Source organism: Paraburkholderia phenazinium (assembly GCF_900141745.1).
Taxonomy (GTDB): Bacteria; Pseudomonadota; Gammaproteobacteria; order Burkholderiales; family Burkholderiaceae; genus Paraburkholderia; species Paraburkholderia phenazinium_B.
On record NZ_FSRM01000002.1, the window covers coordinates 3,065,532 to 3,087,963 of the forward strand.

Below are 22,432 nucleotides of genomic sequence, written 5' to 3' on the forward strand. Positions count from 1 at the left end.
GGATTCTATTTCCTCATGGAGTTTACGATGACAATGATAAAAGAAATTGCAATCGCCTTAGCAGCGGCGGCTGCCCTGGTCGGCACTACGTGTGTGAATGCCCAGACCAGCGCCGGGTCGGCCGACAACGCAATCCAACCATCAAAGAAAGCACTGCGAGCGCGAAACTTCCAGCTTGAAAAGACCGTCCGTCGCGCATTGACGCACACGAAAGATCTCGACTCCGCGGGCATCACCGTTCTTGCGAAAGGGGGCGTGGTGGCGCTCGACGGTACCGTGCCAGACAACGACGAGATCCAGATAGCGAACGACGCTGCGGCCGGCGTGGCCGGTGTAAGCAGTGTCAAAAACAATCTGATCATGCGTGAATCCGGTCACTAGTCCAACAGATACACGCGCTCGCGCCACGCGAGCGTGTCAGGGCTTGAACGCACTTTCCCACCGGCAATGAGACACGCGACATGCGAGAGATCAATCAGCAGCGCTTGCGCTACTTTCACGCGGTACTGATACACGGGACAATCCGCGGCGCAGCTGAGAGCCTCAATACTTCTCCTTCGGTGATCACCCGGCAAATCAAGCTACTCGAGGACGAGCTTGGCTCGACACTATTCGTCCGCGAAGCCCGTGGCGTCAAGCCAACCGAAGCGGCCGACCACCTGCTGGAGTTCTGGCGAGGTTACCGGTCATACCAGGAGCAGCTCGAAGACCGGCTCCAGGCTTTAAAGGGACTACAGGAGGGCCGTATTCAACTGGCCCTAAGTGAGGGTTATGTAGACATACTGATTGAAGAGGTACTCGCGCAGTTCTGTGTGCAGTATCCGAAGCTGCGTATCAGCATTGCCATGCTTCCCGTCGATGACGTCGTGGAGGAAGTTGCGGAAGGTCGCGCGCATATAGGACTAGCCTATAACCCACCGCCCCATCCGCGCGTCGAGTGTCGCGCGAGTTCCGCACAACCGGTCGTTTTGCTCGTCCGGAAAACTCATCCACTAGCGCTGCGGGGAACACCCGCCAGTATCGACGACGTACTGGCCTATCCGATTGCGTTGATGCCTGCAACGTACGGGATCGGACAGTTCACAAAGATGCTGGCGTTTACCGAGAACATTGAGATCCAGCCGTCCTTGATTACCAATTCTCTTACTGGTCTGAAACGTTTCGCAGCGTCTGGAAACTTCGTGACGTTCATTGGCGAGTTCGCCGCGTGTAGAGATATCGTATCCGAGAATCTGGCCATCGTACGTATAGATCATCCCGTCTTCCGTGGGATCAAGGCCAAGGTGCTGGTGAAGTCCGGCCGGCCTCTCGTCGCTGCCGCTCAAGAACTGCTTGACTGGATCTTGCGACGAATGGAAATGTTTGCAAGAGAAGCCGACCTCATCTGAAATGCGAACCTCTGAACGGAATTGGTTCGACTTCACCCGGTCTCGTCGAGCACTACGGCCAGAATCATAGCGTGTGCGTTAAGAGGCGAGGCCCGGCCTCGACGCGGCTTGAACACCTCGTCGTTGGGAAAAATCGCCCGGCCACTCATCGCACAAACACCTTTGACGCGAGAACGAGACGCTCGCCAAACCTGATCACCGTAACAACAATGTGTCGAGTCCCGCCAGGCAATCGTCGCGGTTGAAGCGTCGGGACGGTCGAGCAGTTTTACCGACGCCCGATGCGCTCCTCTTGCCACCTTATTGGAGCGATTCTTGCCAGGTTTCGCGGCAAAGGAAGACGGTGAATTGGCGTCGGAGATTGGGGCGCGATCAGCGACAGTAAGCCGATTGTTTGTTTCCATGCATCGGCCGAGTTCGAACTCAACTGCATCTTCCGACTCCTCATCAAGAGTGGCTTTCTCGATCATCTGTAGCGCGTCGTCGAGGTAATCTCGCTCGATCCCGGCGGGTAAAGGCACGGTGCCACCGTCATCCAAAGTTATCCGAACCAGCGGCGTATAACTAGTTCTACAAACGGTTGAGCCAATAGCGCGACGGTTTGCACAACTCATACGAAAGTTCGAATCGTCAGTAGGATTGTCTGCTGGCTCGAATGGCCTTTCGAGTCCATCGGGGTATTTCGCAAGACAGCACTTCGTCCTACGCGAGCCCGCTTATCGAACGGCGGCCAGGCAATAGCCAACGAACTCAAAAGCGGGCAAAATCGCCGCTGAGCGAGCTATGCCACGGCAAAAACGGTCTTGAATATGGATATCACTGCATGGGAATTCGAGCCGCTACGCGAAGACAGAGATTTTTCGCTCTATCGCGCACGGCAGCCCGGCAGTTCGGTTTCCGTGCTCGCGCTAGTCGCGGCGAACTCGAGCTCGCGGTGTATCGGCCGCCTCGAGCACGAATATGCGCTAGCGGCGCTGCTTGACCCCAGTTGGGCGGCGCAGCCACTGGCGCTCAATCGCCACAAAGCGGCTCCCATGCTCGTCCTAGACGACAGGGGCGGCACGCCTCTGGCGCGCGACCTTGGCCGGCCACTTGAGATGGCGCGGTTTTTACGTCTTGCCACGAACCTTGCGGTCGCAATTGGTCATGCGCATCGGCGCGGCCTGATACACAAAGACATCAAGCCAGCGAATGTTCTCGTAGACGGTAACGATAACGTCCGCCTGACCGGCTTTGGTATCGCGACCCTGCTGCCCAACGAACGCCAGCAGCCCACGCCCCCCGAAGTTGTGGCGGGCACATTCGCCTATATGCCACCCGAGCAGACCGGGCGCATGAACAGATCGATCGACACCCGTAGCGATCTCTATTCACTCGGTGTCACGTTGTACGAGATGCTTACAGGGGCCCTTCCATTCACCGCAACGGACGCGATGGAATGGATACATTGTCACATTGCCCGAAAGCCAGCGCCGCCCAGCGAACGCGTCAGCGCAATTCCGCGGCCCGTCGAGGGCATTGTGCTGAAGCTCCTGGCCAAGACCGCTGAAAGTCGTTACCAGACTGCCGCAGGCGTCGAAGCGGATCTTCGCGCGTGTCTCGCAGCATGGCAGGCCCATCAACGGGTCGCCCCATTCCTGCTCGCGGCGCAAGACGCATCCGACCGACTGATGATCCCGGAAACGCTGTACGGACGCGAGCCCCAGATAGAGGCACTGGTCGCCGCATTTGATCGCGTGGTCGCTAGCGGCACAACCGAAATGGTGCTCATCTCCGGGTATGCCGGTATCGGCAAGTCTTCGGTCGTAAATGAACTGCACAAGGTGCTGGTGCCTCCCCGAGGCCTGTTTGCTGCGGGCAAGTTCGATCAGTACAAGCGCGATATTCCTTACGTAACGCTTGCACAGGCTTTCCAGTCGCTTGTGCACAATCTGCTGAGTAAGAGCGACGCCGAGGTTGCGTCGTGGCGGCGAGCCTTGTTGGACGCGATGGGCCCGAACGGCCAGTTGATGGTGAACCTGATTCCAGAGCTGGCGTTAATTATCGGCGAGCAGCCGGCCGTTCCCACGCTACCGCCGCAGGACGCACAGAATCGCTTCCAGATCGTATTCCGCAGATTCATCAGCGTGTTCGCCTGCCCAGACCATCCGCTCGCACTGTTCGTCGACGACCTGCAATGGCTGGACACGGCAACGCTCGATCTCGTCGAACACCTGGTCACGCACCCAGACGTCCGGCATCTTCTTGTAGTCGGCGCGTATCGGGACAATGAGGTCAGTCCATCGCACCCGCTCACACGAACGTTGAAGCTGATTCGCGACGCCGGGGGAAAGGTACAGGAAGCGTCGCTCGAACCGCTCATGCCTGAACATCTCGCACAGTTGGTCGCCGATTCGCTTCACTGCAGCCGTGCGAGCGCCCAACCGCTCGCGCAACTCGTACATGACAAGACCGGCGGCAATCCCTTCTTCTCAATCCAGTTCCTCACGGCACTGGCCGAGGAAGCGCTGCTCGCATTCGACCATCATGCCCTGACGTGGGTCTGGGATCTTCAACGTATCCGAGCGAAAGGATTCACCGAAAACGTCGCTGACCTCATGGCCGCAAAATTGAGCCGGTTAGCCAACACAACGCGGATTGCCCTGGGGCAGCTTGCCTGCCTGGGAAACGTCGCCGAGGTCGCCACACTGAAACTGGTCAGTGGTGAACTCGCGGAGGCAATTCACGGGAAATTATGGGAAGCCGTTCGGGCGGGCCTCGTTTTTCGGATAGAGAATGCCTACGCATTCGTCCACGATCGAATCCAGGAGGCCGCCTATGCCCTCATACCTGAAGGCGAGCGCGCCACCGTGCATCTTCAGATTGGCCGCTTGCTCGCGTCGAGAATGGCGCCTGAAGAAATCGAAGAGACGATCTTCGACATAGTGAACCATCTCAATCGCGGTGCGACGCTTATTACGATGCAAGAGGAGAGAGAGCGGGTCGTCACGCTGAATCTCCGCGCGGGAAAGCGGGCCATGAGTTCGACGGCATACGGCTCCGCGCGTAACTATCTCGCGCAAGCGGCGGGGCTGTTGTCGTCCGATGCCTGGACACGGCACTATGCGGAGACTCTCGATCTCTATCTCGCGTTCTCCGAGTGTGAATATCTGGTGGGCAATTTTGCAGCGGCGGACGCGCTGTTCGACAGGATACTGGGAAGAGCCTACTCCAATCTCGACCGTGCCAAGGTTTACAGCCTACGCATGAAGCTATACCAGGTAGCCGGAAAATATGATGACAGCTTTGCCGTTGCGCTCGATGCGCTTCGCGATTTCGGCGTAACCATTCCTGAAACGGACGAAGCGATTCGCGCGACGGTGGAGGCCGAGTTCCGCGACGTTCCGATCAATCTTGCGGGGCGCGCAGTTGCCGAACTTCTCGATGCACCGGTGGCGCAAGACCCGGCCACGCGGGCAGTTATCGATCTGTTTGTCGAAGCCATGCCCTGCGCCTACATAGGGTGGCCAGCGCTGTTTCCGCTGATCACACTCAAGGCCGTCAACCTCTCGCTGCAAGAAGGCAATACGGACCAGTCGAGCTATGTGTACGGCAACTATGCCGTCATGTTGGTCTCCCTAGTGGGCGACATCACCGGCGGAGTCCAGTTCTCCGAAATGTCCCTGCTACTGAACGAGAAGTTCAACAACTCGCGCTTGCGCGGGAAACTGCTTCACCTGCACGGCGACCATATCAACTTCTGGCGCAGCCACATTGCGACTGACCTACCGATCCTGGAGCGTGCTATCCACGCCTGCCTCGAAGTCGGTGACCTCGTGTTCACCGGTTATCTGGCATTCGAGACGCTATGGCAGTTGATTGAGAAGGGGGAGATGCTTCAGGATGTACAGGAAATGTCGGCAAAGTACGCCGCGTTCGCGCGGCAAAGTCGGAACCTGGCAGTCTGCGAAACGGTGCGACTCGAGCAGCAATTTGTCGCCAGCCTTCAGGGCCGGGTGACGACCACGCTGACCCTGGACGACGACACGTTCGACGAAGTAGCGTGTTTCGACGTTATCACCAAAGCGGGCTTCGGCTGCGGCATCGTCTTCTATCACATCATGAAGCTGGTGCTCGCCTTCCTTGATGGCCGGTGCGCCGAGGCGCTCGACAGCGCTGTCCGGGCAGAGGCCGTGCTCGGTCCCGCAATGGGTATGCCAATCGAGGCGACGTATTACTTTTTCCATGCGCTTACTTTGGCAGCGCTCTATCCGACCGCTTCCTCGGCACAGCAACAAGACCATGCGCTTGGTCTCCAGATCACAGTCAAGAAGTACGAACGGTGGGCCGAAAGCTGCCCCGAGAACTATCGTAACCGCTACGCGTTAATATGCGCAGAGATCGCACGCATCGAAGGCAGGGACCTCGATGCAATGCACTTTTATGAGGATGCCATACGTTCGTCCCGAGAACATGGCTTCATCCAGAATCAGGGCCTGGCACATGAATTGGCCGCACGCTTCTACTCTGCGCGCGGCTTCGATGCGATCGCTGAAACCTATCTGCGCAGCGCTCAGTCGTGTTATGCCCGCTGGGGCGCGGATGGCAAGGTCCGTCAACTCGAACAGACCAACCCGCAACTGCGCCGGGAATCCTCACGTCCAGACAGCACCGTTGCGACCTCCGCAGAGCAACTGGATCTCACCACTGTCGTCAAGGTATCGCAGGCGATATTCAGTGGTGTAAACCTGAATGAACTGCTACACACCCTAATGGTTCTGGCTCTCGAGCATGCTGGTGCCGACAGGGGGTTGCTAATTCTGCCTTGGGGTGACGGCTGGCGCATCGAGGCCGAAGCGACCACGGTGCGGGAAGCTGTCGAGGTCCGCCTTCCGCGCACTCGTCTGATGCCCGGCGCCCTCCCCGAGTCCGTTTTGCGCTACGTCATCCGGACCCGCGACAGCGTACTGCTCGACGACGCTGCCGACCCAAGCCCGTTCTCCGGCGATGAGTACATTGGGCGTCGCCGTTGTCAGTCGGTTCTGTGCCTGCCTCTCATCAAGCAGACAACACTCATCGGTGTCCTATACCTCGAGAACTGCCTAGCCGCTCAGGTCTTCACGCCAGCCCGAATTGCAGTGCTTAGATTGCTAGCTTCACAGGCGGCAATTTCTCTCGAGAACGCGCGCCTCTACGCCGACCTCCAACACGCGGAGGGGCTTCTGGCGGACGCACAACAGCTCAGCCACACGGGCAGCTTTGACTGGCACGTCGCGAGTGAGGAGATCTCCTGGTCCGAGGAGAGCTTCCGAATCCTCGGATACGATTCGGGCATCCGGCCCACGGTCGAGTTGCTGCTCGCCCGGGTTCATCCGGAGGACACCGCCCTGGTCGAAAAGGCGATCGCTCGGGCCGTGCACGAGAGACAGGGCTTTGATATCGAATACCGGTTGCTAATGCCGGACCTGACGGTCAAACACCTGCACGCCGTGGCGCACGTTGTGCTGGATGAACCGGAAGCGTTGCGAGTGGTGGGTGCGCTAATGGATGTCACCGTACGCAAGCAGGCTCACGCAGCGCTGGAACGCAGTGAGCATCGCTACCGCAGCCTCTTTCGGAACATGCCGGTCGGCCTGTGGCAGACGGAAGCACAGCCTCTGATTTCGATGATGATGGAACTGCGGGCGCAAGGCGTCGAGAACCTGTCGGCCTACATCGATGAACATCCGGAATGGCTCGGCCGCGCGCAGGAATTGCTGATTGTAGAAGAGGTAAACAATTACGCAGTGAAGATGTTCGGCGCGCGCGATCGCGGCGAGTTACTCGGCAATGTGTCATGGGTCTGGCGCGTTAGTCCCGGAACTTTCCGGCGGATTGTAGAGAGCCGATATCGGGGCGAGGAGCACTTCGAGGAGACGACGCGCATGCCAACGCTCGACGGAAGGATCATCGATGTGCAGTTCACTGTTGCGCGCCCCCGCGTGACTAACGATCTGGGCATCGCGTTGATCAGTCTGGTTGACCTGACCGAGCGCCTTCGCGCCCAAGAAATGCTGGAGCGCCTGCAGGCGGATTTTGCGCACGCCGCGCGTATATCCATGCTCGGCGAGCTGACGGCTTCGATTGCTCACGAATTGAAGCAGCCACTTGCCGCCATCGTAACAAATGGCAACGCGGTGCAGCGCTGGCTCGGGCGGCCGGTTCCTGAAATCGCAGAAGCGCGCAACTCCAACTCCAGCATGGTTGCCGACGCGCACCGGGCAGCGGATATTGTGAGCCGTATTCGCGGCATGGCGACCCGGCAAACTCCCGAGCACAGGCTGGTTCGGCTCGACGAAATCATCGAAGGAGTATTGGTGTTCTTGCGTCACGAAGCACAGACGCGCGGCGTCACGGTATCGCATGAGCGAGCTCTCGCAGCGTCACGGGTGCTCGCTGATCGCGTGCAATTGCAGCAGGTGATCGTCAACCTTGCGGTCAATGCCATGCAGGCGATGGACCAGGCGCGCAGCCCCCATCGCAGAATCACGATCCGCACGTTCATGCCGGATTTCACGACGCTGCGTTGCTCCATCGAGGACAGCGGTCCGGGGATTGTCTCAGAGGACCTCAACCGACTCTTCGAAAGTTTTTTCACGACGAAGCCTGACGGCATGGGCATGGGTCTGCCTATCTGCCGCTCGATCATCGAAGCTCACGGTGGTCGCATCGAAGCGGACAACGATTCGGCGCATGGAGGCGCGCGTTTCTATTTTGAGCTCCCGGCCGCAATTGCAGCGGGTTGATCTAGGCAGCTACACCCCGGTAGCGTTCCTCCATCGTCCGAGACTTTCCCACCCTCGAGAGCTGGAACGGACGCCGATCGGAGGGTCGCCTAAGCTCCCGGTGACGGGTAGTCTGGCAGTATCCGTTCAACGTCGACGGTTCGGCAAGCTCTCGGGAGTAGTCAATTGATCGTGGATCTTGCTACCGCGCACTTTCGGACGAACTACAACGTGCGGTAGCCTTTCGTTGCCGGAGTCCTGGTGGTTGGCGACCGCCTCAGGCGATGGAACCGCGCACATTACTGATGCTCGACCGGTCGTCTATAGAGCGAGGCAGCCGTACCGGCACCTACGACAGACTCACCGACTGACGCCTCCTTGCCCCCGGACGTTCAACTACTCTCCGTCGACCGCCTTCGCAGCTGCGGCATGAATTTCCCTTGTCGACCCGGTAGGGACGATCGATATGCTCCATAACGGTCACTCGAAATGGTGCATCATTGATACCTTCCTTGACGATACCCGACGAAACCCTATCAATGTTTCCTGACGACATCAACGCTGGATGTTCCGAACTTTTCGACATTTGGTGCGAACGTCGCGCCGCACGTCCCTTACGCCACTTGCTTCGCGCGTGGCCGCTGGCAAGCGGGCTGACGGACGATTGGGGTGATCTGCACGAAGCGCTACGAGCATTACGAGCCGACTGCCGGACAGAGATTTCCGAAGCGAAGCGGGCGAGGGTTGACGACCTGATCCGTGCTATCGCTGTTACCTTCCTTCAGCGTTGAGCGGCTGCGGGAAGCCTATGAAATGTGATTGCGACGATCAGCCAGCAATACGCAGAATTGACGGGACTTTGGCGGCACTGTTTCCCGGCTTCCAGCGCGTTGATGCTGCGGACTGGACAGCGCTCCTACGATGCCAGACCTGCGGACAACTATGGGCTGTTGATGAATGGGACAAGTATCAGATTCAGTTTGCGGTAAAGGTCAACGCTACGAAAGGCTGGAATGCTTCAGACGAGGCTCTGCGAAAGGAGTATCTCGCTCAGTTGCGCGGGGAGAATGCGGCGGCAAAATGCATGTGGAATGGCTGCGAGAAGAATCAGTTGAACGGTAGCGCATACTGCGTCGACCATCTTTACGCCACTGGCGCAAGAACCTGACCGGGGCGCGAACTCGTACCGAATCGAGCAGCGAGTCGGAAGACGAGTATTCGTCGGCGTTGGTCAACTGGCGAGCTGCTCTCGCGAATTCAGCTGTGTGGCTCTACTGGGTGAACACGCTTGCCGTATCGTCCACAAAGAGAGGAAAGTCATGGAGAGCGCACCACGCTTTTAGTTGCAGGTGAATCGATTTCCAGTACGGGCGCGCCCATTCAGGTGCTGAGTCTTGCCAGACTGCTTCTGTTGGCAGATAGATGGCAGGAACTCCCATCGGCATCTCGAGAATCAATTCCCCAAGTGAACTCAAGCAGACAAGCTCTTCTTTCCATCGCGGCAGGAAGGTGAAATCCATATGTCGTACGACACCTAGTTTGCAACGGTCGAACTTGATTGTCGACGATCTGGACGTGCACGTCCACTGGCTGCTCATGGCCGCCTGCTGCCTGCTGCCCGCTGCCCGCTGCAAAAGCGACTGTTCCCTACGACACGCAAAGTAATGATCTATCGGAATCCCCCGAAGCGTCCAGCTATCGCTACACCTTACGGTCCCGTCTTGAATCCCAACGAGGCCGCCTTGGCGCGCAGATCGGCAAAGCGGTCCGCCGTCGGGTTGACGGTGAGTTGAGAATTATCGACGGAGGATACCGAACTCGATGATGCGGGCGCCGCCGCACCCGAGCACAGGCCGCCGAATGGACCCTGAGCAACTGTGATTGCCGGCACATCAGTGCGCGGCGCGTCGGTGAAGTCGAGCGCGTAAGCGAGATTGAACGTCGCGGAATCGCTGCCACGCACGCCGAGCGGCGCCAGCCCAAAGCGCCATTGCAGGAGCGCGTGAATCGAACTCGGATCGAAGGGATAGCGCGTCACGGAGCCTGCGCGAACGCGTGGACCGAGGAGTGCGAGCGGCACGCGGAATCCTAGCCTTCCATCGTTGCCCAGCGCGAGCTCATTGTTGCTGATCGGCCGTATCGGCGGCACCACATGTTCGAGAAAGCCGCCCCATTCGTCGTAGACGACGATCATCAGTGTGCGGCTCCAGTTCGGGCTCGTGCTGAGCGCGTTGTAGACCTGCGCGAGAAATGCTTCGCCGTTGCGGATGTCCGCGTGCGGATGATCGTCGGCGGAAACGCCCTGCTCTTCGCCAGCGAACATCGGGTCGACCATGCAAAACGGCGGCAATGTGCCCGCTGCGGCGTCGGAGAGAAAGTCCGAAAACAGATGTGAAATGCCAAGATAGCGGGTGCCGTACAGCGCCGTGAATGGCACGTCGTGATAGTAGTAGTTGCAGCCGACATTCGCCGCGCTCAGGTTGTCCCAGATCGTCCGCAGCGTCGACGTATCGACCGTGTCGTCGAGTCGATCAGTCGCCCCGCTATGCAGGTAGATCCGATTTGGATACGTGCTGGTCAGCACGCCACTGAAGTAAAAGTCACCGATCGTGTAGCTTCCGGCAAGCGCGTTGAAGAAGCCGAGATCCGCGGATGCGTAATAGCCGATAGGCAGCAGATCGCCGCGCACCTCGCTCGTATCGGGCGTCAGTAGCCATCCGTTCATGGCGCCGCCAGCCAGTTGGGTCCGAGCGCCCTGATAACTATGATTGGGATCCTGATAAGCGCACGCCTGGTAACCATACGACGAGTTCGCCGAGAGCAGGAACGGCGTCTGCACCGCGCCGAACGCGTCCTTGAACTGCTGGTTCGCGGGCATCCCCTCGGCGCCGGGCACCCAGCTCAGGAAATGGTCGAAGGAGCGATTCTCCATCGTCACGAGCACGATGAAATCAATGCCGGACGTGGACGGCGCCGGTAACGCCGGACGCGCGAGGCTGTAACGGTCGCCGCCGTCCGGTGAGGGAACATCGGCAATCGACGGCGCGGGCGCGTCGCCGTTCGGGTTGCTAGAGCTGCCTGCGCCCCCACAACCCGTCAGCGCGACGCTGCCCGCAACGGCGGCGACTCCAGCGAGAAACCTGCGACGGTCGTAAGGGTGGCTTACCTTGTTCTCGTTGTCCATGGCTCATGTCTCCTTGGGCGGCAGCCGGCGGTGACGCCCATCCGTGTCTCGACGAGCCGCGACGAGACATGATTTCCGGTGCAAGCGGCGTTGCAAGCTTTGTTGGGATCACGCTTGCGCTATTCGCTTACGGGATACCGCCAGGTGCGCGCGCCAATGAATCGAGCCGGCTCGATCCGGGCGCAGGCGGACTCGTCGAAATCAGCAAGAAACGCTCCCAGATTTGCCGATGGTCCTCTGGGGAACTGCCCCTCAAGGTGAGGTAGCAATTGACACCGTGCTGGCCGAGATGCGCCGGATGGCATCGTCCAATGAAGGGCCGCAGTCAACGGTAAAGCCGACGTTCAAATGTCCGCTCAATGGCATGGGCGAATGGCCGTAGCTGGCCGCAGCCCGTCCGCTGCAATCAGCATACGTTGCCTGAAACTTACGGCCGGGGATCGACAGCACGCGCCCCGGAGCGGTCAGTCGACTTTCCCGAAAGCGGCCGTCGTCGAGCGAGACGCAGTCGAGCCCGCTGAGCCGACGCCAGTCACATGATGCACCGCCGGACCGCACCTGTAACCGGACTTACGCAAAGTGCCAGGACCGATCTTGCCTTCCACGATATGGAACCTGTCGCTGAGCGCAGCGTATGAATACGCACCCGTCAGCAATATCCGAATGACGGCATGCTCCGGCATCCTGAATATAAAGAGCGCCTGTCATATCGCGGTCAAAAATTCCGTGCGACAAGGTCTCGTACACCCTGTTCCAGTCGTAATCTGCTAGGCGCGATCCGGCGTGGCATTGTTTGAAAGAAACGCCAGCGCGCTGGCATCGCCTGACCGAAGTGCGGGAGAAACCGCGTTCATGGATGGACTACCGTCATCCTGAATGGGCCGCCATTCGCCGCAGCATGACTGACGGCCTCGTTCACGTCGTCGAGTTTGAAGGACGTCACGTCGAAGTGTCCGAGATCGAGCAGACCGCCGCGAATCAGACCTGTCATTCGCGTGACCGCTTCCGGCGGATACATCCATTTGCCGCGCACGGTGATGTCGTTGCGCATGATCCACGGGTACGGCAGATCGAGACCATCGCCGCCGAGCATGCCAACACCGCCCATCAACACGACACGTCCGTAAGGCCGCACGGCCATCACCGCGGCGCGCACGGTCCTCGTGGTCGCGGACGGCGGCAGCAGATCCATCACGCAGTCGATGGGTGCTCCGGCAGCCGCGCGCATCCGTTCGCGATCGTCGTCCTCGTTGCCTGTGAGCTTCACGGTACGGATACGTTCGCCGAAGCGTCTTTGCAGATCGGCGAGCACGCTTTCATTGCGTCCCGGCGCGACCACGCAGCGCACACCCATCGCGAGGGCGACGGCAACGCACGCGCTGCCAAAGTTGCCGGTCGCGCCGCTCACAAGCAATGTCTCGCCAGCCTGCAGATTCGACGCAAGCAGCCCGCCGTACGGAACCAGCATGGTGTTGAGCGCGCACCATTTCGCGGCATCGGCGGGATCGATTTCACCGATGCGAATGGCGTTCTCGGTCGGCACGCGCATTTGTGCGGCGAATGGGCCGTCGTGGAAATGGCGCGCGAGCCGCAGGCCGCCGTCGCCGCGTGCACTCCAGCCCTGCAATGTAATGTCGGGCGTGAGCGCGTCGTCGCGTGAACGCACGGTCGGGTCGCAGAAAACCCAGTCGCCTGTTTTCAGATGCGTGGCGTCGGGGCCGAACGCACGCACGCGACCGATTGCCCCGCAGCCAGGCACGATCGGCAATTCGATCTGGTAGCGGCGCTCGCCGCTGAACACTTCTTGCGCATATGACAGCACCGGCGCGGCAACGACGTCGACGATCACTTCGCCGGTGCCCAACGAAGGATCTGCTGCGTCTTCGATCGCAAGCGGCTTGCCGAGTGTCTTCAAAATCGCTGCTTTCATCTGCGTTCCCCATTGATGGTCATTGGACGAGGCCATTCTGACAGGGGTAGCATTGATAACAAGGCCTGGTACTATCCTGGGATTCCCGCGTACCTGCTTGAGGAGGACGGACGGTCATGACAACCGCGAGCCGAAGCGAATTCGGCGATTTTCTGCGCTCACGGCGCGAGAAGCTAAGCCCTGAATCGGTGGGGCTCAATAACGGGCGGCGGCGTCGCACGCCCGGTTTGCGTCGCGAGGAAGTTGCCGAACTCGCGGGCATTGGCGTGGACTGGTATGTGCGGCTCGAGCAGGGCCGCACGGTGAGTCCGTCCGATACCACGCTCGAAGCGCTGGCTCGCGCGCTGCGGCTCGGCAAAGTCGAGGCGGCGCATCTGCGCGCACTGGCACGCAGCGGCGATCGGCAAACCTTCACTCGCGAGAGCGTGCCGGGACCCATCGCGAATCTGATTGCGACTCTCGAGCTTCCCGCGTATGTCACGGGCAGGCGTTGGGATCTGCTGGCCTGGAATGCAGCGGCGGCCGATCTTCTCGGCTTCGAGCGTCTTGCCGAGGCGGATCGCAACATTCTGGTGTTCATGTTCATCGAACCGGATTCGCGACGGCTTTTCGGCGCGAACTGGACCAGCGAGGCGCGTCGCATGATCGCATTGTTTCGCGCAACGCATGATCTGTATGCCGACGATCCGGCCTTCGTCGAACTGGTCGAACGGCTGCGCGCGCACAGCGCCGAATTCGCAAAATGGTGGAACGCGCACGATATTCGTGGCGGCGCGTCCGGGCAGAAGGTGCTGATCCATCCGGAGCGCGGTGCGCAACGCTATGACTACGCGACCTTTCAGGCAAATGACGACCCCGCGTTGAAACTCGCGATCTACACGCCTGCGTGAATCGAAATCCCCACGCGCCGCGCGTCAGCGTGGCGCGGCGAGCCAAGCCGATCATCGGACAGGCTCGACCCACAGCAGCCGGCCGGATTTCTCGAAAGTAGCCGTTCGAACCGGGACCAACGATCTGGTCGGTCTCGATCCACCGGTCTTGCTGTAACCGCTAGCGAGCTCGGGCGCTACGTATCATCGCAGCTAGGATATATCCGGCAATTCGCGGATTCTCCTTAATTCGCCGAGTGCTGTAGCCATACCAGTCATGACCATATGGCACATAAACCCGGACGTGAAATCCTTCCGCAAGCAAAGCGTCACGCTGCGGTTCGCACACGCCTAGCAACATCTGAAACTCGAATCGCGAGCGGTCAACTTGCTCGCGTTGCAGCCAACCGGTCAACGCATCGATCAATTGTGCGTCGTGCGTTGCAATGCCCACGAACGATCCCGCCCGTATCGCGGTCGATACGTGCCGAACGAAGTGCGCATTGATCGCGGCCCGATCCCTCGATGCACCGTCGACGAGATGCTCGGTCGACTCTGCATAAATCCCCTTGCAAATGCGCATGCGGCTCTTGCGCGCCTGCAGGGGAACGATGTCGCCGTTCGTGCGCGTCAAATACGCTTGCAGCGCGATCCCGACTGGATAACCGTCGGCTTCGAGTTCCCGGAACATGTCGAGCGTTTTCTGGGTGCAACTGACGTCTTCCATGTCGATGCACGCGCCGATTCCGTGCGATGCCGCCGCTCGCAAAACCATAGAGACTCGTGCCATGCACGCGTCTTCGTCGAGATGCAGTCCGAGGGCGGTCAATTTTATCGATAGCTCGGTGGGTTGATTTTCTGCACCTAGCGCCCGGACGAGATTGAGATACTCGCGAGCCATCGACTCCGCCTGCTCGGACGACGACGCAGTCTCGCCCAGCACATCGATGGTTGTACGGAAGCCTGCCGCGTGGAGCGCGTGGATGCGCGTGCGAGCATCGCAGAGCGTTTCGCCAGCGATATAGCGGCGGGAGATCTTACGGATTAGCGAACGGGGAACGAGCGGGATGGCGCGAGCCGCCATTGTATTGAGAATACGCATGTTGTGGTCTCATGAAAACGCAGTCGCACGAATCTGGATATAAAAAGTCGATTCGAGCGACATCGCCGGACTGCCTATCACAACAGGTCCGGGACGAATGCCAAAGTGGATGCAATCACTGCATCGACACAGGCTTTCAGTGCGTTTTCGAGGGAGGCCAGGCAGCTGCGTACATTGTTCGAACGAAATCTTTTGCGATTAACTACGGGGCGAGACAAAGCCTGATTTCTTCACGTCAGTCACGCATTGGGGATCGTAGCATGAACGAACAAACGGTGGTGATGAGCCGATCCGCGCTGTACCGAAGCTTTGATTGTTGACGATCGGCGCGTCCCTGCCGAATGTCGCATCATCGAAGCAAGCGCTCTCGCGATGTACGGGAATGGCGTCGCGACTTCACGCCAAACAAATCGCAGGTTCATTTCAACTGGAGACGATTCATGTCAAATCCCTGGACCGGGCGCTGCCTTTGCGGCGCGATGCAATATGAATCTCGGGGCGATCCACTCGCGCAACTCATCTGTCATTGCAGGGATTGTCAGCGCGCTTCCGGCTCGGCTGGGTTGCCTGTGATCGTAGTGAGAACCACAGATTTTGCATTCAAAGGCGAAATCAAGTCTTATACGAAGACCGGTGGCAGCGGCATGCCAACAACGCGCAATTTCTGCCCTCATTGTGGCAGCTTGCTATTTGGAACGCCGCATCACGCACCGGAAATCGTCACCATTTATGCCGGAACACTCGATGATCCGTCGCGGTTCAACGCCGAATTCGCCCAATTCATGTCTGAACGCCATCAGTTGGACGTCCACCAACCGGAGATTCCCCAACATTTGAGAAGAGCGCCCTGATCAACAAAATCAAAGATGCCGGCTTTCTGAAGGGGGATTGCTCCAATCGTCCTGCAAACCATTCACGTAGGTCACCGGCGCATTTAGCGCTTCATTGATGTCAAGTTCTTCGATGCACATGATGTTGACGTTGATATACGGGTACCCTGTTGCGTTTGGTGTATCAACGCGATCAAACACGTGGACACCGCACCGTTTGCAAAACGGGTGGTGAGCTACCGGATTTTTACCCTGGTACTCCGTAAGTGCAGTTTCGTCGGAAAGGAGACGAAACTCCTCTCGACGAACCTTGACATGCCAGAATCGTAGCCTGCTACAGAAACTGCAATTGCATTTCAACGTACCATTGCTTAAATCAACCCGGGCTTCAAACCGCACTAGTTGGCAATGGCAACCTCCAAGGTAGGTACGCAGCATCAGGCTCCTCCATGTTGATGGATAACCACATCGTCAACGCATTGCCACTGGATCGCGGCGTCTCCGCGTAGCGACTGGACACGATTGTCGACGATCCGCGGCTCGCCGTCGACCGACCGAACGTGGATCAGCGAGAATGCCTGGAGTTGATGCCAGAAGCGAGTTCACCTCCGCGAGAACAGTTTGGAGCGCCGACTCGCGTGCGTGCCTGCGCGGAAATGTTTGCGCAGCCATCCACCGGACAGCTGCGCTCGTACCCGTGTCGGCCGCGGCCTTTTACTCCGTTATTCCACATGTACATCAATGCGGCGCGGACGGGCTTCTTCTCGACGCGGGATGCTGAGTTTCAGCACGCCGCCCTGCAGATTGGCGTCGACCTTGGACGTATCGAAGTCCTCGCTCAAGGTGAAAGCCCGCGCGAAATGCGGCGCACGAATCTCTGCATGGTGCAGCCGCAGGTCGCCTGGCGTGGGCACCACCGCCTCCGCTTCGATGTACAGCCGCCCATCGTGAACCTTCACGTCAAGCTTGTCGCGCGATACGCCCGGCAGGTCAGCCCACAGGGTGATGCCGTGGCTGTCCTCGATGATGTCGACGGCCGGCGTAAGCGTTAAACGGCGAGCGCTGTCCTGGTTACTACGAGCCACACCGCTGGTATCTCGCTGTGCGATTTGAGTCGTGTCGTTCATGGCTTCCTCCTCGCTTACTGGATGGTGATGGCGCGCGGCTTCGAGGCCTCGCGTTTGCCGATCTGGATGGTCAGGCAACCGTTCGAATAGCCAGCTTCGACCTTGTCCGGATCAGCGTTCTGCGGCAGCTCGATCACGCGCCGGAACGTGCCGAAAAAGCGCTCCTTGGCGTAGGCGCGGGTTTCGCTCCCCGCCGCCAACTCGGGCGCTTTGCGCTCGCCGGCAATGGTCAAAGTGCCCTTGTCGACGGTCACTTCGAACGTGCCTGGGTCGATGCCTGGTGCGAATGCAACGATGTTGATGGACTCGTCGGTAGTGCCGATATTGAGAGGCGGGAATGCGTCCGTGCGGCTCGAGCGGATGCTCGATGGAAGGTTGCCGAACAGCGCAGACATCTGCCGTTGCAGACGATCGAGTTCCCCAAACAGGTCGTTGCTAAAGTAGAAGTCACTCATGATTCAATCTCCCGTGATGCGAAATGATCAAAGGCGTCCACCTGCTGCCGCGCCCCGACGAAGCGCACGCGGTCGCACTTCCTGGAGACACTGTATGGGCGGCGCGCAGCGGCCTTTGCGACCCAAAAATAGGCGCTTGCCCGAGACTTTCAATATCAGCAGATCGAATATTGAATTCACCTCAATATATTCCGCCGGATATATTGAAACACCCAGCGGGAGCCCTTATTTGCACCGCGCGGATTGTTCTGGAAGGAGGCAATATGGAGTTCGATACTGACTGGGTGACGCTTGGCAAACACCGTGTCCGACTGCATGCGACCCGCGGCTTTCCGGCCGAACGGCTGCGCATCGTGGCCGAGGTCGCGCGGTTGGCCATTGAAAGTAACATGAGCGCGCGGGCGCGCCTCGTGGAAGTGGTGTTTCGCGATCAGGATGGCGTGTATGACATCTCCATTGGCACGACCATCGCAGAAGACCGCACGTGCGCGGCGTCGATCGAAGCTGCCCTTGCCACGATCTTCGGTCTCACCCCCGAACAGGTCGTGTTGACGGTAAAGGCCGTCTCTCAGGATGAGGTGGATTTGAGCTTCGGCACTTATGAGCGGTTACTGGCGCAAAAGATCGGCGCCACCGCCCCGATCCAGTAGCGACACGGCTGGCACCGCTAGCGATCCATCTAACCGGCGGGGCTACCCCGGTGAACATTCTTCGGGAGGCGAGGAACCGCCGACCACGTCTCCCGGCCACACGCGGGAATTCAGCACTGGCGGTTGCACGATGGCGAGTCAAGGCGGTGGCAATTTCGGATCGAGTTTGCATCGTCTGAGCGGTAGCGGCTGAGCGGATACCAGTCGTGTCACAAGGCGTGACTTTTCGTCGACCTGTACATCGAGGCAGGCGCAGCCGTACCCGTGCTCTCCAGCGTTGGTCACGACCCATCCTTTCGTCGTCATGTCCGGCATGTTGTCGATCCCAGGGGCCTGATAGCCACCTTGTTCCGAAATTGTCCATTCGCCACTTCGGTCCACTAACGAAAAGTTGGCGGGAGTTGGATTTTTGAGCCAGCCACAGCGCTTCTCAACGGCACCTTGCGCGTCGGCGACGGAGGTTGCCAACGCCATTCCTAATCCGAGCAACACCACAAACGGATTTGTCATCAGGGTTTTCTCCTCACTCATTGGCAACTGTCGACAATCTGAACGTCACCGTCGAACGTCGGTTCATGGCCGCGCTCTGCACGACCCGGTCGGCTCAGTGCGACGCGTAGGACGATGTTCAGAAATTCCGGCATTGATGCTCGACAAAACAGACAGTCAGCAATTATGACTCAAGCCGTCATGGGAATTACATCGAACAGCCTGAAAGCGCGTAGCTGTGTTCCAGCGTGATGTAGAGTCAATCCCCAAACTCCGTCTCTGTCGGTGTACTCGAAAGTAACCTTGGCTTGTGTGTCATCGAGGACAAAACAGCGACCACTCTCAAAGACAGCGTTCGACTTCTGCTGCCCAGTCGCTTGCACCGATAACTGCTCGCCGCAAAGCGTCACTTCAAAATGCATCAGCGGGTGTCGATAGCGTCCAACATACTGCGAGAGTTCCGTTGAATCTGCCGAGATGTCCTTGCCATTTTCCGGCTGCCTTTCGTCTACCTTGCGGTAGACCACGTCGTCTATCCTTCGTCCTGCGAACGATACGCCATGCTCGCGAAGAGTCACTACAGAAGCCTTTCCTTCTGCCTCGCGGCTGAACGCAATCTCAATGTCGCGAGTTCGCGAAAAAAATGCATCGGATTCCGAACAAGCCAGTGTTAGCCGCTGAAGACCAGTCAGGTTTGCACAGAGCATCCCGCTTTTATCCAGGGAGATTTCCATAAAGCACCGCTGGCCAAGTCGAAAAACACCCACATATTCGTCAAGTTTCGACGCATCCAGCGTGATTTCGTGAGGCGTCTGATATAGACCGAGACTTGCGTGCGCAAGACGTTCGGTGATCTTCAAAACTCCCGAGGCCTGCAGATTGGCGAGAGCGATGACGGTAAGGTCGTCGTCGGGATGCAGGTCCAATGCGCTCAGGAACCCATTTATGGCGCCGCCATGCCTGACGAAGCGGCGCCCATCGGCGGACCCAACAAACCAGCCATAGCCGTACCCCTGTCCATGATCTCGCAACATGTGCTGTAGAGCCGCCGGTCCGATCACATCGCCTCTCATGAGGGCCTGCGACCAGCGATACAAGTCGTCCGCAGTGGAATAAAGGCCGCCGGCAGCATGGGGTAAAGACATGGCAATGAACCGCGCATGTCTCCACTTGCCGCCGATGCAGGTATAGCCGTCCGCTCGCCGCTCGACAATCTTCCAAGTATGGTCATAGCCGCTATCGGCCATGCCAAGGGGCTGGAAGAACTCGTTTTCCAGGAAGTCGGAGTAACGTTGGCCGCTGATGGCTTCCACCACGCTGCCAAGTAATATGTACCCGGTATTGCTGTAGCGAAACCGGTCACCGGGCGGAAACTCCAGTGCCTGGCCGCTGGTCAGCTCCATGATCGCCTTCGGGGTTCGCTCCTCGAGCGAAATCCGAGTTAAAAAGTCCGGCAGGTCGGTGTAGGAAGGGACACCCGATGTATGAGTCAGTAATTGATGAATCGTGACGTTATGCCAACTTTCTGGCGCGTCGGGTAGGTGTTGACCTAACCGGTCATGAACGCCCAGCTTGCCGCGCTCCGTGAGGCGGAGAATCGCAGCCGCCGTGAACTGTTTCGTAATTGAGCCGATGCGAAATCTTGTTTCTGGTGTGTTCGGGATAGCCCACTGCCGATTGGCGAAACCGAAACCCTGACGAAAGATTATTTCTCCCGCTTTGGCGACCAGAACTACACCGGTAAAAAGATCGTCGTGGAGGAACGCCGATACGATTTCCTGTGCTGCTACAGCGTAGTTTTCCGCTCGAGGCGTGGCGCACATGATTCGGGTCCTTCAAGGAGATTGGGCGAAGTCCTGGGCCACAGTCTACAACTGGTGGTGGTGACGCCTCACTTCGATAGGGAGGCCTCGTAGATCGTCAACGATCTGGCGGGATACGGCGAACGTCTCAATTCGGCCCGGAAACAGGAAGTCTGAAGGCAAGAGCCCCGCTGACTTGATCCAAACGTCCGCGCTTTCGCGGGTCTGCTCGGTGATCTCGAACTGCACCGGCCGCTCAGCCGCCGAAAACTCCTGCCTCGTCTAGCATCTCGACTAGCCCTTCCGGATAGATAGTCTCGCCGGTGGTAGACAATTCCTCCCGGCTCCACCATCGGTGATCCGCCATCACCTCCCTCTCTTCCGCGGTCCAGCCGTCACGTGAAATGGCTTCCGTGTCTGTGCTAACGACGAAATACTGTTCGACCGCAAGCACGCGCTCGCCATCTGGCAACTGCAAGGGCACTTCGCGCCGCCCGACCGGCATGGATACGTGCGCCTCTCGAATGCCTGTTTCTTCACGGAGCTCTCGCCTTGCAGCGTCCGCGTACGTCTCGCCATGCTCGACGCCACCACCCGGCGTTGCCCAGTAGACCTTGCCTGCTAGCACACCAGTTTTGTGAACGAACCGGAACAGCAGCACGCGCCGCTTTGGAGTGGTAATCAGTAGTCTGGCCGAAGGACGTTCGCGCATGGGATTCAATCGGAAGTAAATGTCAGTGAAAGAAAAATATGCAGCGGGAATGCGACCCGCTTCGGTCCGCAATCTTTCTCAGAGCCGGACGCTCCCACCACATCAACCAAGGGCCGGAGAGCGATACGTTACAAAGTGCTCGTCCTTCGTCACGACAGAGAAGCCGAGCTTTTGATAGAAGCTCATCGCTGCTTCATTGCAGAGAAAGCATGACAAGGTCAATGGCTGGTCCGACTCGGCCACGCGCGACATCAGCGTTTGCATCACCTCCCGACCGATCCCTCGATTTCGGAATTCCGGCCGCAGAAGCAACAGCGATAAATGGACTGCCTCGATTTCATTCCTAAGTGCAAAATATCCGGCCGTCGCCGATCCTATGGTGATCAAAGTGCATTCAGAATCGGGGTAAGACTTTTCGAAGCGCTCCCGTTGAAAATTCTCATCCCAGCCGAATGTCTGATCGATGTATTCGTGCAGCGAGAGTTTGTAGAGTTCGAAGAGAGCTTGTCGATCAACCGTTCCTTCAAGCCTCGGAATCAACCGGGTTGCATTGGCTTCGTAAGGCTTCCCTCCCCTCGGCGCTACTGCATAGGACATGAAATGCCGTTCGTTGGTTGAGTGCTCGACCTCGAATCCGTTTCTTTCGTAAAGTTGCCTGGCCCGGTTGACGCGAAGAACTCGCAACCGGATGGATTTTCCAACAGCGTTAGCACGCTCAATAAGACGTCCAAGCAGCAACGTGCCGATACCACGCCCTTGATAACCGGGAAGAATATAGAGCTTCTCCAGCATCAAAGCCTCTGGTTCATCGACCACTGCGATGCAACCGATCTCGTCTCCATCGCATTGAATAATCTGGTGAATCTCTGGCCGGAAATTATCAAGCGGTTCGGGTATCCAACTACCCCAGGTACGTTCGGCATACTCCCTCATGCACGATTCCTGAACGGTACACAAGAAGCTCCAGTCGGACGCAGTGGCCGGGCGTAGCGTAATATTCGGCATCTGGCTTTGTGGTTCGATGGATTGTCTGGACTGCAATTGTCGACGAACTGGAGCATGGGGTCCACCGGCCGAAATTGGCCGCACCGCGTCCCACTTTTATTCAGACCGTGCTTCTATTGCATTTCCAGCGGGAAAATTGTCGAAGA

Annotated in this window: 18 protein-coding genes and 1 pseudogene; 6 read left to right on the plus strand and 13 right to left on the minus strand. The window is 58.6% G+C overall.

The features are described 5' to 3' along the window. The first annotated feature begins 15 nt into the window (after positions 1-15). Positions 16-381, plus strand: coding sequence for a BON domain-containing protein (locus BUS06_RS33485; protein ID WP_254369036.1), 366 nt, complete (start codon positions 16-18; stop codon positions 379-381). 80 nt (positions 382-461) lie between these two features. After that, the gene (locus tag BUS06_RS33490) at positions 462-1,388 is read left to right on the plus strand and encodes a LysR family transcriptional regulator (protein WP_074268557.1); all 927 of its coding nucleotides are present in this window, start codon (positions 462-464) and stop codon (positions 1,386-1,388) included. 32 nt (positions 1,389-1,420) lie between these two features. On the opposite strand, the gene BUS06_RS33495 is transcribed toward BUS06_RS33490, so the two are convergent. Further along, positions 1,421-1,858, minus strand: a complete 438-nt coding sequence (locus BUS06_RS33495) for a DUF3331 domain-containing protein (RefSeq protein WP_254369037.1) — start codon at positions 1,856-1,858, stop codon at positions 1,421-1,423. 339 nt (positions 1,859-2,197) lie between these two features. Here BUS06_RS33495 and BUS06_RS33500 point away from each other — a divergent pair, with 339 nt between their 5' ends. Beyond that, positions 2,198-8,152 (plus strand): trifunctional serine/threonine-protein kinase/ATP-binding protein/sensor histidine kinase, encoded by a 5,955-nt coding sequence (locus tag BUS06_RS33500; RefSeq protein WP_074268558.1) that lies wholly within the window; start codon positions 2,198-2,200, stop codon positions 8,150-8,152. A gap of 1,250 nt (positions 8,153-9,402) precedes the next feature. Here the strand turns inward: BUS06_RS33500 and BUS06_RS33510 are convergent. The 3 genes from BUS06_RS33510 to BUS06_RS33525 form a co-directional block, all read right to left on the minus strand. Continuing rightward, complete coding sequence (locus BUS06_RS33510) at positions 9,403-9,651, minus strand: hypothetical protein (protein WP_074269468.1); 249 nt, start codon at positions 9,649-9,651, stop codon at positions 9,403-9,405. Between the two features lie 188 nt (positions 9,652-9,839). Next, on the minus strand, positions 9,840-11,315 hold the full coding sequence (locus BUS06_RS33515) for an alkaline phosphatase family protein (protein ID WP_074268560.1): 1,476 nt from the start codon (positions 11,313-11,315) through the stop codon (positions 9,840-9,842). A gap of 850 nt (positions 11,316-12,165) precedes the next feature. Beyond that, a complete protein-coding gene (locus BUS06_RS33525; RefSeq protein WP_074268562.1) occupies positions 12,166-13,245 on the minus strand; it encodes a zinc-binding dehydrogenase in 1,080 nt (359 codons plus the stop codon). 116 nt (positions 13,246-13,361) lie between these two features. Here BUS06_RS33525 and BUS06_RS33530 point away from each other — a divergent pair, with 116 nt between their 5' ends. Continuing rightward, the gene (locus BUS06_RS33530) at positions 13,362-14,135 is read left to right on the plus strand and encodes a helix-turn-helix transcriptional regulator (RefSeq protein ID WP_074268563.1); all 774 of its coding nucleotides are present in this window, start codon (positions 13,362-13,364) and stop codon (positions 14,133-14,135) included. A gap of 160 nt (positions 14,136-14,295) precedes the next feature. On the opposite strand, the gene BUS06_RS33535 is transcribed toward BUS06_RS33530, so the two are convergent. Beyond that, on the minus strand, positions 14,296-15,216 hold the full coding sequence (locus tag BUS06_RS33535) for a proline dehydrogenase family protein (protein WP_074268564.1): 921 nt from the start codon (positions 15,214-15,216) through the stop codon (positions 14,296-14,298). A gap of 440 nt (positions 15,217-15,656) precedes the next feature. Between BUS06_RS33535 and BUS06_RS33540 the strand changes: the two genes are divergently transcribed. Further along, on the plus strand, positions 15,657-16,067 hold the full coding sequence (locus tag BUS06_RS33540) for a GFA family protein (RefSeq protein ID WP_074268565.1): 411 nt from the start codon (positions 15,657-15,659) through the stop codon (positions 16,065-16,067). Positions 16,068-16,076: 9 nt separating this feature from the next. Here BUS06_RS33540 and BUS06_RS33545 read toward each other — a convergent pair whose 3' ends face one another. From BUS06_RS33545 to BUS06_RS33555, 3 genes are all read right to left on the minus strand, one after another. Further along, positions 16,077-16,484, minus strand: a complete 408-nt coding sequence (locus BUS06_RS33545; protein WP_074268566.1) for a GFA family protein — start codon at positions 16,482-16,484, stop codon at positions 16,077-16,079. A gap of 284 nt (positions 16,485-16,768) precedes the next feature. Beyond that, on the minus strand, positions 16,769-17,173 hold the full coding sequence (locus BUS06_RS33550) for an Hsp20/alpha crystallin family protein (RefSeq protein ID WP_074268567.1): 405 nt from the start codon (positions 17,171-17,173) through the stop codon (positions 16,769-16,771). 14 nt (positions 17,174-17,187) lie between these two features. Next, entirely contained in the window at positions 17,188-17,628 is a 441-nt protein-coding gene (locus BUS06_RS33555; RefSeq protein ID WP_074268568.1) for an Hsp20/alpha crystallin family protein, read from the minus strand. Positions 17,629-17,651: 23 nt separating this feature from the next. On the opposite strand from BUS06_RS33555, the gene BUS06_RS38835 reads away from it, so the two are divergent. Then, on the plus strand, positions 17,652-18,278 hold the full coding sequence (locus tag BUS06_RS38835; RefSeq protein ID WP_438803561.1) for a hypothetical protein: 627 nt from the start codon (positions 17,652-17,654) through the stop codon (positions 18,276-18,278). A gap of 138 nt (positions 18,279-18,416) precedes the next feature. On the opposite strand, the gene BUS06_RS33565 is transcribed toward BUS06_RS38835, so the two are convergent. From BUS06_RS33565 to BUS06_RS37250, 5 genes and pseudogenes are all read right to left on the minus strand, one after another. Continuing rightward, positions 18,417-18,809: a DUF4087 domain-containing protein gene (locus BUS06_RS33565; protein ID WP_217272844.1), complete on the minus strand. Its 393-nt coding sequence runs from the start codon at positions 18,807-18,809 to the stop codon at positions 18,417-18,419. 149 nt (positions 18,810-18,958) lie between these two features. Beyond that, positions 18,959-20,590 carry a serine hydrolase gene (locus BUS06_RS33570; RefSeq protein WP_074268570.1) on the minus strand — a complete coding sequence of 544 codons (1,632 nt, stop codon included), beginning with the start codon at positions 20,588-20,590 and terminating at the stop codon, positions 18,959-18,961. A gap of 123 nt (positions 20,591-20,713) precedes the next feature. Next, positions 20,714-20,827 (minus strand): annotated as a pseudogene (locus BUS06_RS38435) (integrase); the annotation flags it as partial. After that, a complete protein-coding gene (locus BUS06_RS33580) occupies positions 20,826-21,353 on the minus strand; it encodes an NUDIX hydrolase (protein ID WP_254369038.1) in 528 nt (175 codons plus the stop codon). The pseudogene BUS06_RS38435 and the gene BUS06_RS33580, both read right to left, overlap by 2 nt. Before the next feature lie 30 nt (positions 21,354-21,383). Further along, complete coding sequence (locus BUS06_RS37250) at positions 21,384-22,214, minus strand: GNAT family N-acetyltransferase (protein WP_167379455.1); 831 nt, start codon at positions 22,212-22,214, stop codon at positions 21,384-21,386. Between the last annotated feature and the right edge of the window lie 218 nt (positions 22,215-22,432).

Excerpts from the sequence above, each read along its gene's own strand:
- BUS06_RS33485 (WP_254369036.1), top strand. The coding sequence starts at position 16 with ATGGAGTTTACGATGACAATGATAAAAGAAATTGCAATCGCCTTAGCA.
- BUS06_RS33490 (WP_074268557.1), top strand. The coding sequence starts at position 462 with ATGCGAGAGATCAATCAGCAGCGCTTGCGCTACTTTCACGCGGTACTG.
- BUS06_RS33495 (WP_254369037.1), bottom strand. The coding sequence starts at position 1,858 with ATGATCGAGAAAGCCACTCTTGATGAGGAGTCGGAAGATGCAGTTGAG.
- BUS06_RS33500 (WP_074268558.1), top strand. The coding sequence starts at position 2,198 with ATGGATATCACTGCATGGGAATTCGAGCCGCTACGCGAAGACAGAGAT.
- BUS06_RS33510 (WP_074269468.1), bottom strand. The coding sequence starts at position 9,651 with ATGGATTTCACCTTCCTGCCGCGATGGAAAGAAGAGCTTGTCTGCTTG.
- BUS06_RS33515 (WP_074268560.1), bottom strand. The coding sequence starts at position 11,315 with ATGGACAACGAGAACAAGGTAAGCCACCCTTACGACCGTCGCAGGTTT.
- BUS06_RS33525 (WP_074268562.1), bottom strand. The coding sequence starts at position 13,245 with ATGAAAGCAGCGATTTTGAAGACACTCGGCAAGCCGCTTGCGATCGAA.
- BUS06_RS33530 (WP_074268563.1), top strand. The coding sequence starts at position 13,362 with ATGACAACCGCGAGCCGAAGCGAATTCGGCGATTTTCTGCGCTCACGG.
- BUS06_RS33535 (WP_074268564.1), bottom strand. The coding sequence starts at position 15,216 with ATGCGTATTCTCAATACAATGGCGGCTCGCGCCATCCCGCTCGTTCCC.
- BUS06_RS33540 (WP_074268565.1), top strand. The coding sequence starts at position 15,657 with ATGTCAAATCCCTGGACCGGGCGCTGCCTTTGCGGCGCGATGCAATAT.
- BUS06_RS33545 (WP_074268566.1), bottom strand. The coding sequence starts at position 16,484 with ATGCTGCGTACCTACCTTGGAGGTTGCCATTGCCAACTAGTGCGGTTT.
- BUS06_RS33550 (WP_074268567.1), bottom strand. The coding sequence starts at position 17,173 with ATGAACGACACGACTCAAATCGCACAGCGAGATACCAGCGGTGTGGCT.
- BUS06_RS33555 (WP_074268568.1), bottom strand. The coding sequence starts at position 17,628 with ATGAGTGACTTCTACTTTAGCAACGACCTGTTTGGGGAACTCGATCGT.
- BUS06_RS38835 (WP_438803561.1), top strand. The coding sequence starts at position 17,652 with ATGATCAAAGGCGTCCACCTGCTGCCGCGCCCCGACGAAGCGCACGCG.
- BUS06_RS33565 (WP_217272844.1), bottom strand. The coding sequence starts at position 18,809 with ATGAGTGAGGAGAAAACCCTGATGACAAATCCGTTTGTGGTGTTGCTC.
- BUS06_RS33570 (WP_074268570.1), bottom strand. The coding sequence starts at position 20,590 with ATGTGCGCCACGCCTCGAGCGGAAAACTACGCTGTAGCAGCACAGGAA.
- BUS06_RS37250 (WP_167379455.1), bottom strand. The coding sequence starts at position 22,214 with ATGAGGGAGTATGCCGAACGTACCTGGGGTAGTTGGATACCCGAACCG.